Source organism: Bradyrhizobium sp. WYCCWR 12699 (genome assembly GCF_032144035.1).
Classification (GTDB): Bacteria; Pseudomonadota; Alphaproteobacteria; order Rhizobiales; family Xanthobacteraceae; genus Bradyrhizobium.
Map to the genome: position 1 here is coordinate 21979 of NZ_JAVTJN010000015.1, position 8852 is coordinate 30830.

At 64.5% G+C, this 8852-nt stretch carries 10 protein-coding genes; 5 read left to right on the top strand and 5 right to left on the bottom strand.

The genetic code is table 11. The features are described from left to right. Positions 1 to 55 precede the first annotated feature (55 nt). Positions 56 to 667 carry an NAD(P)-dependent oxidoreductase gene (locus RPS27_RS08875; RefSeq protein ID WP_313753969.1) on the bottom strand — a complete coding sequence of 204 codons (612 nt, stop codon included), beginning with the start codon at positions 665 to 667 and terminating at the stop codon, positions 56 to 58. Between the two features lie 177 nt (positions 668 to 844). Here RPS27_RS08875 and RPS27_RS08880 point away from each other — a divergent pair, with 177 nt between their 5' ends. Further along, entirely contained in the window at positions 845 to 1216 is a 372-nt protein-coding gene (locus tag RPS27_RS08880) for a winged helix-turn-helix transcriptional regulator (RefSeq protein WP_128917938.1), read from the top strand. A 13-nt stretch (positions 1217 to 1229) separates the two neighbouring features. Here RPS27_RS08880 and RPS27_RS08885 read toward each other — a convergent pair whose 3' ends face one another. After that, positions 1230 to 1643, bottom strand: coding sequence for a flagellar assembly protein FliX (locus RPS27_RS08885; RefSeq protein WP_194403242.1), 414 nt, complete (start codon positions 1641 to 1643; stop codon positions 1230 to 1232). 285 nt (positions 1644 to 1928) lie between these two features. On the opposite strand from RPS27_RS08885, the gene RPS27_RS08890 reads away from it, so the two are divergent. The 4 genes from RPS27_RS08890 to RPS27_RS08905 all read left to right on the top strand — a co-directional run bounded on the left by RPS27_RS08890 (position 1929) and on the right by RPS27_RS08905 (position 4449). Continuing rightward, positions 1929 to 3053, top strand: a complete 1125-nt coding sequence (locus RPS27_RS08890) for a flagellar basal body P-ring protein FlgI (protein WP_313753970.1) — start codon at positions 1929 to 1931, stop codon at positions 3051 to 3053. Then, positions 3053 to 3421: a flagellar assembly peptidoglycan hydrolase FlgJ gene (flgJ, locus tag RPS27_RS08895; RefSeq protein ID WP_211418869.1), complete on the top strand. Its 369-nt coding sequence runs from the start codon at positions 3053 to 3055 to the stop codon at positions 3419 to 3421. Before RPS27_RS08890 ends, flgJ begins: the two co-directional genes overlap by 1 nt. A gap of 11 nt (positions 3422 to 3432) precedes the next feature. After that, the gene (locus tag RPS27_RS08900; RefSeq protein ID WP_194403245.1) at positions 3433 to 3930 is read left to right on the top strand and encodes a hypothetical protein; all 498 of its coding nucleotides are present in this window, start codon (positions 3433 to 3435) and stop codon (positions 3928 to 3930) included. 159 nt (positions 3931 to 4089) lie between these two features. Next, positions 4090 to 4449 carry a hypothetical protein gene (locus tag RPS27_RS08905; protein WP_194403246.1) on the top strand — a complete coding sequence of 120 codons (360 nt, stop codon included), beginning with the start codon at positions 4090 to 4092 and terminating at the stop codon, positions 4447 to 4449. A gap of 134 nt (positions 4450 to 4583) precedes the next feature. Here the strand turns inward: RPS27_RS08905 and flaF are convergent, their stop codons facing one another. From flaF to RPS27_RS08920, 3 genes are all read right to left on the bottom strand, one after another. Further along, the gene (flaF, locus tag RPS27_RS08910; protein WP_008554779.1) at positions 4584 to 4952 is read right to left on the bottom strand and encodes a flagellar biosynthesis regulator FlaF; all 369 of its coding nucleotides are present in this window, start codon (positions 4950 to 4952) and stop codon (positions 4584 to 4586) included. Between the two features lie 292 nt (positions 4953 to 5244). Further along, positions 5245 to 7539 (bottom strand): DUF1522 domain-containing protein, encoded by a 2295-nt coding sequence (locus RPS27_RS08915; RefSeq protein ID WP_194403247.1) that lies wholly within the window; start codon positions 7537 to 7539, stop codon positions 5245 to 5247. A gap of 218 nt (positions 7540 to 7757) precedes the next feature. Continuing rightward, the coding region (locus RPS27_RS08920; RefSeq protein WP_313753971.1) for a DUF1522 domain-containing protein at positions 7758 to 8852 on the bottom strand (1095 nt) is incomplete at its 5' end.

The window sequence follows — 8852 nt, forward strand, 5'->3', positions numbered from 1 at the left end:
CTCAAGCCCTTGCACAGGAAGGTTTATCCTGGAGGGCCCGGGGGCGCCGGAAGGCCTAGTATCCGACCGTGAAACGCTGCCGCAGATGGGCCGGCCGCTCGATCTCGTCGGCGAGCGCGATGGCGTAGTCGGCGAAAGTGATCCAGCTCTTGCCGTTCGCATCTGCGAGAAGCTGATCGGTCCCGAGCCGGAACTTGCCCGTGCGTTCCCCCTCGACGAACAGCGCGGACGGCGAAATGAAGGTCCAGTTCAACTCCTTGTCCTGCCGCAACAGGTCGAGGAAGGCCGAGCCGGCCTCGGCTTCCGCCTTGTACTGGGCCGGAAAATTGGGAGTCGTGACCAGCTTCACGCCCGGCGCGACCTCAAGACTGCCGGCGCCGCCGACCACGAGATAACGGCCAACCTTGGCGTCCTTCGCCGCGCCGATCAGCTTGCGCGCGTCGCTGGCCAGGAAGTGCACGGAACTCACGGCGACGTCGTGGCCGGCCCACAGCTTGGCAAGGCCGGCCTGGTCGAGCACGTCTCCCTTGGTGGGCGTGACGTTCGGCAGCGCCGCGATCTTCTCCGGGTTGCGGGCGATGGCGGTGACCGCGTGGCCGCGGCGGGACAGTTCCTTGATGATCTCCGACCCGGCCCGGCCCGAGGCGCCGGCAACTGCGATTTTCATGAAGGCTCCTTCGCTTCTGTGGGTAACCAATAGCGACTAGATATCAAAAAGAATGCTGGTGTTAAGAGAGCACTTTGTGCTTACCTGATTACGCCGGGGTAACCCGGGCGCTTAACCCAGCGCCCTCGCGACCGACGCCCGGACCGCAAGCGACCGAACGAACTCTGAGGACCGACGATGAAACCCGACGTCTACGCAGCAAACTGCCCCACCCGCCAGATCCTCGACCGCGTCGGCGACAAATGGGCGGTGCTGATCCTCCTGCTGCTGCGCGAGGAGCCGATGCGCTTCAATCAGCTGCGCCGCACGATCGAAGGCATTTCGCAGAAGATGCTGAGCCAGGTTCTCAAATCGCTCGAACGCGACGGCCTGCTCAAGCGCCACGCCATCGCGACCGTACCCGTGACGGTGGAGTATTCGATCACGCAGCTCGGGCTGACGCTCGCCGGCGCCGTTGATCCGCTGCGCGATTGGGCCGAGCAGAATCTGAAAGACGTTCTCGCCGCCCAGCGCCGCTATGATGCGCAGCAGAAGGAGGAAGCGGCGTAGGCGCAGCCGGAGGTTACGCCTGCCCGGCCTTCGCCAGCTCGACCTCGACGCGCAGCTCGATCTCGGCAAGCACCGCATCGAGACCCGCATCGCCCGAGGACGATTTCAGGTTCGCCGCGGCATCCCGCAGCCGCATTACGGTCGAGGCGTCGAGATTGCCGGACAATAGGCCCATCTTGAGATCGTCGAGCACGTCGAGCGCAGTCCTGCCGCGCGTGACCGAGCGCTTGCGACGCTCGACCGGATCCTCCTCGACACCTTGCAAGGCAAGCAGCCCGTCGATGTTGGCGGCAGCCTTTGGTGCGGCGGCGCTCCGCGTCTCCTGCGCTGACGAGGCGTCGGGCAGCACGAAGGTGCCGGAGCCGGTCCGCCTGGCCTGGCTGGCCGGCGTTCCAAGCGTGGTGCCATTCGGTCCGTAGATGCGCATCGGAAGGAATCCGGGTGATCGATGCCCCACCTTCGCCGTCTTATGGTTAACGGCGCGTAAACGGCCCGGCAAAATCTGCCGACAGGCGGCATTTTCGCTCCTCAGGGCGAACGCCGGCTGACATCGGTCCAGACAGATTTATTCAACCTATTCAGCCACCTACCCTCGCTGGCCTGTGTTGGCACAGCCCTCGCAAGGACAGCGTCGGACCAGCTCGTCATGGGAGCGTCGTGCAGGTCTTTCCGATTTGAGGCGCCCCTTTTGGGGACCTTTGGGGAGCAGGGGATGTCAGGCGTTCGTTGGGTGAGGATTGTTGGGGTGGCCTGCGCTGCGCTATCGGCGCTTGCGCTCTCGGTCGCGCCGGCGGCTGCGACCTCGCGCATCAAGGACCTCGCCAACATCGAGGGCGTGCGGCAGAACCAGCTCATCGGCTACGGCCTCGTCGTCGGCCTCAACGGCACCGGCGACACGCTCAACAACATCCCCTTCACCAAGCAGTCGCTGCAGGCGATGCTCGAGCGCATGGGCGTCAACATCCGCGGCGCCACCATCCGCACCGGCAACGTCGCCGCCGTGATGGTCACGGGCAATCTGCCGGCGTTCGCCACCCAGGGCACACGCATGGACGTTACCGTCTCCGCGCTCGGCGATGCCAAGAACCTCCAGGGCGGCACCCTGCTCGTCACCCCCCTGTTAGGCGCCGACGGCAACGTCTACGCGGTGGCGCAGGGCTCGCTCGCGATCTCCGGCTTCCAGGCCGAGGGCGAGGCGGCCAAGATCGTGCGCGGCGTTCCGACCGTGGGACGCATCGCGAACGGCGCCATCATCGAGCGCGAGATCGAGTTCGCGCTCAACCGCCTGCCGAACGTGCGCCTGGCGCTGCGCAACGCCGACTTCACCACCGCCAAGCGCATCGCGGCCGCCATCAACGACTATCTCGGCGTGAAGTCCGCCGAACCGGTCGATCCCTCGACGGTGCAGCTCTCGATCCCGCCGGAGTTCAAGGGCAACGTCGTCGCGTTCCTCACCGAGATCGAGCAGCTGCAGGTCGATCCCGATCTGGCCGCCAAGATCATCATCGACGAACGCAGCGGCATCATCGTGATGGGCCGCGACGTCCGCGTCGCCACCGTCGCGGTGGCGCAGGGCAACCTCACCGTCACCATCTCCGAGAGCCCCCAGGTCAGCCAGCCCAACCCGCTGTCGCGCGGCCGAACCGTGGTCGCGCCACGCAGCAGCGTCACGGTCACCGAGGACGGCAAGAAGCTGGCCGTGGTCAAGGACGGCGTCTCGCTCCAGCAGCTCGTCGACGGCCTCAACGGCCTCGGCATCGGCCCGCGCGACATGATCAGCATCCTCCAGGCGATCAAAGCCGCCGGCGCCATCGAAGCCGACATCGAGGTGATGTGATGCAGACCAGCACGATCAACACCCCGCGTGTCGCCAACTCCTCGGCCTTCTCGGTCGAGAGCCGCAACGGCCGGCCTGATTTCGATCTCGCGAGCGCTCTGCAAAAGGTCTCGCCGAAGCAGCAGGCCAAGGCGCAGAAGACCGCCACCGATTTCGAGGCGATGTTCCTCAACAGCATGTTCTCGCAGATGACCTCGGGCCTGAAGGGCGAAGGCCCGTTCGGCGACACGCCCGGCACCGGCGTGTGGCGCTCGATGCTGACCGAGCAATATTCCAAGACCTTCGCCAATGCCGGCGGCGTCGGCATCGCCAGCGAAGTCTACCGCACCCTCATCATGCAGCAGGCGAAAACGATCCGCACGGCATAAGGTCAATCGAGATGAACCATTTCAACGCCTCACGTCAGCCGATGCAGGCCCAGCGTCCGAACACCGCGCCCGGCAGCGCCGAGGCGCGCAAGCTCGCCGAAGACCTGATGGATGCGATGAGCGCCCTGCTCGGACTGATCGAGCGCGAGACCGAGCTGGTTCGCGCCGGCAAGGTCCGCGAGGCGATGATGCTCGAGAGCAAGAAGCAGGAGCTCTCGCGAAACTATGTCGGTGCCGTCAGCCAGCTGAAGGCCAATCAGCCTCAACTCGCGAAGTCCGCGCCGGAGCTGCTCTCGACGCTGCATCGCCACCACGATGCATTCCGCGCGATGCTCCAGGTCAATCTCACCGTGCTCGCGACCGCGCACGCGGTTTCCGAAAGCGTCGTGCGCGGCGTCAATGCCGAGATCCAGAAGCGCAACGTGCCGAACACCTATACGGCCGCAGGTCGTCGCGCAGCTCCAGGCCCGCGCCACATCACCCCGCTCGCGGTCAGCCGCTCGCTCTGAGCGCACACGAAAACAACCGACAATTTTACGAAAAACCGCGCGGCGATTTCGTCGCGCGGTTAGGCACGTTTCCTTACCGGGTCTTTAGTCCTGGTGTTCCATGGTTGCGTTATGAGAGGGGTTGGGATTTGACTCACGTGAGGCAACCAGGAGGCTGCCATGAGTACAGATTTCAGCATCAGGCCGGTGGGGATCCCGGCCCCCGTGCAGATCGTAACGACGTCCAGCGTGGCGGCGAACGAGGCTGTGCAAACTGATCTTCCGGTGAGCCAGACGGTCGCCGCGGCGGATACGAGCGCGCCCGTGCGCAATGATCTGCCGAACCACGAGAACATCTCGCGCCAGGTCGTGTTCGACCAGGCGGCCGCATCCTTCGTTTTCCAGGTCGTCAACGACAGGACCGACGCGGTGGTCAATCAGTTCCCCGACGAAGCGATGCTGCGCCGGCGAGCCTATTTCCACGCAGAGGATCTGAAGTCGCAGCCCTCGCGTCCGCTCAGCACGGATGTCAGCGCCTGACGATCACGCGTCGCGATCGCGGGATCGGTGACGATGTTCTGCCCTGCGTCTGACCGGCACCGGTCAGCGTCAAATTGTCATTGCTGAAAGACGACAGGTCCGATGCTCGTGACGTCGACCATCACGAGTTCCCGTCACGGCCGTCCGGACAGGCCCGCAGCGATGTTGCGGTTGATCTCGATCAGCGGACGGAAGTGATCGAACTGCGGGCTCATCTGGAGCGCGGCGGTCTGGCTCAGCACGAACACGCTGATGTTGGCGATCTTCTGCCGGACGTCGATCGGCTGCGGGTTGTTGTCGCGCATCGCCTCGCTCAGGAAGATGGTCCAGAGCTTGCGGTTGAACATCAGGGCCTGCATGGTCTGCTCGCTGAGCGGATCGGCATTGTTCACCGCATCCTGGAGCTTGTTCGCGGCCTTCAGCAGAGTCTGCGCCTCGATGTCGCGAGGAGATGCGGTGGTCGTTGCAACACGCGCATAAGCCGAGGCAGCGGAATTCGACATCAATCACACCCTGGAGGTTACCTAGCGCGTTGTAAGCGCTTAAGGATTTCTTTCCCAACCCTAGGCAGCACCGCTTAAGATTTGCTTACGTGTGTGCTTGGAAGCACTCCGGATAATTACGGGTCGCGGAGCTCTTCGTCAGCGCAACGCTAGATCCACGCACGCACCATGTAAACGCGCTTCGCGCGAGGCGTGCTGATCTCAGCTAATCTTGTCTTAGCGATCTCCCTCAAAAGAACGGCGGGGCGTTAGCCCCGCCGCGAAATCTCGAAGAGCGAGCTGGCGCTCGAAATTAGCGGAGCAGCTGCAGCACGCTCTGCTGCGACTGGTTGGCCAGCGACAGCGCGGAGACCGCGATCGACTGGCGGGTCGACAGCGCCTGGCTGTTGGCCGCTTCCTCGTTGGTGTCGGCGAGCGTCAGGTTGGACGAGCCGGTCTGCAGCACGTTGATCAGGTTCTTGGAGAAGTCCTGACGCACCTGCACGATCGAGAGATTCGAACCGAGCGAAGAGCCCTCCGAGCGCAGCCTGCTCGAGGCGGCATTCAGGCTGGCCAGCACCTTGTTGGTGGCGCCGTTGTCGATGAAATCCGTGCCGGGAACGAGATTGCTGAGACCGAGACCCGCCGCGTTGAACACGACGCCGTTGATGCCGAGCGTGGAGCTGCCGGTCTCGTTGAAGACCAGCTTCAGCGTATCGCCGTTGAGCAGGTTGATGCCGTTGAAGGACGAGTCCTGCGACGTCGTGTCGATCTGCGCCAGGATATTGTTGAACTGGCTGACCAGGCTCGAACGCGCCGTCTGCGCGACGGGATCCTGGATCGGTGGCTGCGCGGTGGTAAAGGCGAGCACGCCGGTGAGCGTACCACCGACCGCGCCGCCGGCAGCAGTCGAACCGAGGGTCGAGGACGCGTACTCGTTGACGGTGGTGACCGTCAGCACGCCGTTGGCATCGATCGTCGCCGTCAGGTGGTTCGCCTGCAATTGCACGTTCAGCTGATCGAGCGTCTTGACGGTGCCGTTGGTGCCGTCGCCGAAGGTGACGTTGACCGGCGTACCGCCGTTGAAGGAAGAGAAGGTCAGCGTCTTGCCGCTGACGCCGCCGACGCCCGAGGTGCGCGCCGCGGTGAAGGCGGTCGCCGTTCCCGTGTTGCCGCTGAGGCCGAAGGCGCTCAGGGCATTGCCGGTGCCGGTGATCGACAGGTCGGAATTGATGCCGGTGGAGAGCGCAAGCTGGCCGCTGCTGTTGACCGACGAGGGGATCTGGCCCGCGGTGGTCGACAGCGTCGCCGCGCCGTTGAAGATGCCGGCCGTCTTGACGCCGGTGGCAAGGTCGATCGAGTTGAGCAGGTCGGTCAACGTCGCACTCTGGAGATAGACGGTCGAGTTGCCGTTGCCGTCGGTGACGACGTTGCCGCTGACGCCATAGCCGGTGGCCACGCTCGCCGCCGATTGCGGCGTCTGAGCGTTCTTGAAGGTGATGGTGTGACCGTCGATGTTCAGCGTCGAGCCGTCCTGGACGAGAGTGCCGAGCGAGCCGGCGGTCGTCGACCGGTTCGCAGTGACGCTCGCATTGCCCGCGCCGGTGGCCGCAGTCAGACCGAGCTTGTTGAGGAAATCGGCCTTGCCGGTCAGGCTGAGATCGGCGCCGGTCGAGCTCTTCAGCGTGATCTGGCCGCCTCCCGAGATGGATGATGCCGTCTGGAGCGTGCCGACGGGTCCGGCCGCGCCGCTGATGGCGATGGTCGCCGCGCTTGCACTGATGGTTGCAGTCTTGACGCCGCTGGCGAGGTCGATCGCGGTGAGGACGTCGTTGATAGTCGCACCGGGCGCGGTCGGCGTTCCCTCGTAGACGATCGAATTGCCGTTGCCGTCCGTGGCGATGTGGCCGCTGGCGTCGAGGCCCCAGCCGGTCGGCTGCGTGCTCGGGGCAATACCGGTGCGGAAGGTGATGGATTTGCCGTTCACAGTGATGGTATCGCCGTCGGCGGGCGCAGCGCCGAAGGTGGTGGACGCGGTTGTACCGACGAGCGTGGCGGTGCCGCTGAGCACCGTGGTGCCGTCAGCCGCGGTCGCAGCGAACCCGACCACCGTGCCGGCGCTCGAGCCCAGCGAGGCGCCGAGTGCGGCGGTTCCCGTAACCGGGGTCACGCCGCCGGCGGCGCCGGTATAAAGCACGTTGCTCTTGGCGGTCGCGCTCGCATAGGAGGTCGTGCCGCGCAGGTCTGCAGGCGTCGCGCCGGGAATGGTGGTCGAGACGTTCGACTTGGTGGAGTAGCCGACCGTGGTCTGCAGCGCCTGGTTGGCGATCGATTTCGCGCTGTCGATCAGCTTCTGCAGCGAGGTGATGCCGGTGTTGGCGGCCTGCAGCACCTGGACACCGTTATTGATGCCGTCGAGCAGGTTGCTGATGTCGCTCGCCCGGTTGTCCAACCCCTGCGCCGTGAAGAAGTTGGTGGGATTGTCGAGCGCGGTGTTGACCTTCTTGCCGGTCGACAGCCGCTCCTGCGTCGTGGCCAGCAAGTCGGCCGTCGACTGCAGCGACAACAGGTTCTGGCGAACGGACGCCGAGAGAACGATGTTGGACATTGGCGAGTCTTCCTCTTGAACCGGATACGAATCGGCCGCGCGGTCTGCAAAGCGGGCTTTTGTCCAGTTTTAGGAGGTGTCCTTTAAAGTATGGTTAACGCCGGTTTAAGGGACAGGGTTAATGGCGGGTGAACGCCCCTGCCCGCCCAGGACGCAAAAAAGAGCGGCGGGGCAAATGGCCCCGCCGCTCGATTTTATCCAGTTATTTCAGTCGCTTATTATCTGAGTAACTGAAGCACGCTCTGCTGCGAGGTATTGGCCAGCGACAGCGCGGAGACCGCGATCGACTGACGGGTCGACAGCGCCTGGCTGTTGGCGGCCTCCACATTGGTGTCGGCCAGGGTCAGGTTGGACGAGCCGGTCTGCAGCACGTTGATCAGGTTCTTGTTGAAGTCCTGACGGATCTGAACGACCGAGAGGTTCGAGCCGAGGCTCGAGGCTTCCGAGCGCAGCGTGCTCGACGCGGCGTTCAAATTGGTCAGCACGCGGTTGGCCGCGGCGTTGTCGATGAAGTCGACGCCGACGGTCAGCGCGGCAAGGCCCAGGCCCTTGGAGTTGTAGGTCACGCCGGTGATGTTGAGGCTCGACTTGCCGGTCTCGTCGAACACCAGCTTGAGCTGGTCGCCGTTCAAGAGGTTGACGCCGTTGAACGAGGAGTCCTGCGAGGTCGTGTCGATCTGGTTCAGGATGTTGTTGTACTGAGACACCAGGTTCGCACGGGCCGTCTGGGCAACGCCATCCTGAACGGGGTTGGAAGCCGTCGAGAAGGTCAGCGCCGAAGTGAGCGTGCCGCCGATCGCACCACCCGCCGCGGTCGAGCCGAGCGTCGATGACGCGTAGTCGTTGGATGCGGTGATGGTCAGCAAGCCGTTGGCGTCGATCGTTGCCGACAGGTTGTTGGCCTGCAGCTTGGTGTTGAGCTGATCGAGCGTCTTGACCGTGCCGTTGGTGCCGTCGCCGAAGGTGACGTTGACCGCCGTGCCGCCGTTGAAGGAGGTGAAGGTCAAGGTCTTGCCGGCGATGCCGCCGATGCCGGAGGTGCGGGCCGCGGTGAACGCGGTCGCGTTGCCGGTGTTGCCGGCGAGGCCGAACACGTTCAGCGCGTTGCCGGTGCCGGTGATCGACAGATCGGCGTTGACGCCGGTCGAGATCTTGAGCTGGCCGGACGTATTGATCGTCGAGTTCGACTGGCCGGTGGCGGTCGCAAGCGTTGCGGTGCCACTGGCGCCGATCGTGGCTTTCTGCACGCCGGTGGCAAGGTCGATCGCATTCAGCACGTCGTTGACCGTGCCGTTCTCCAGATAGACCGTCGA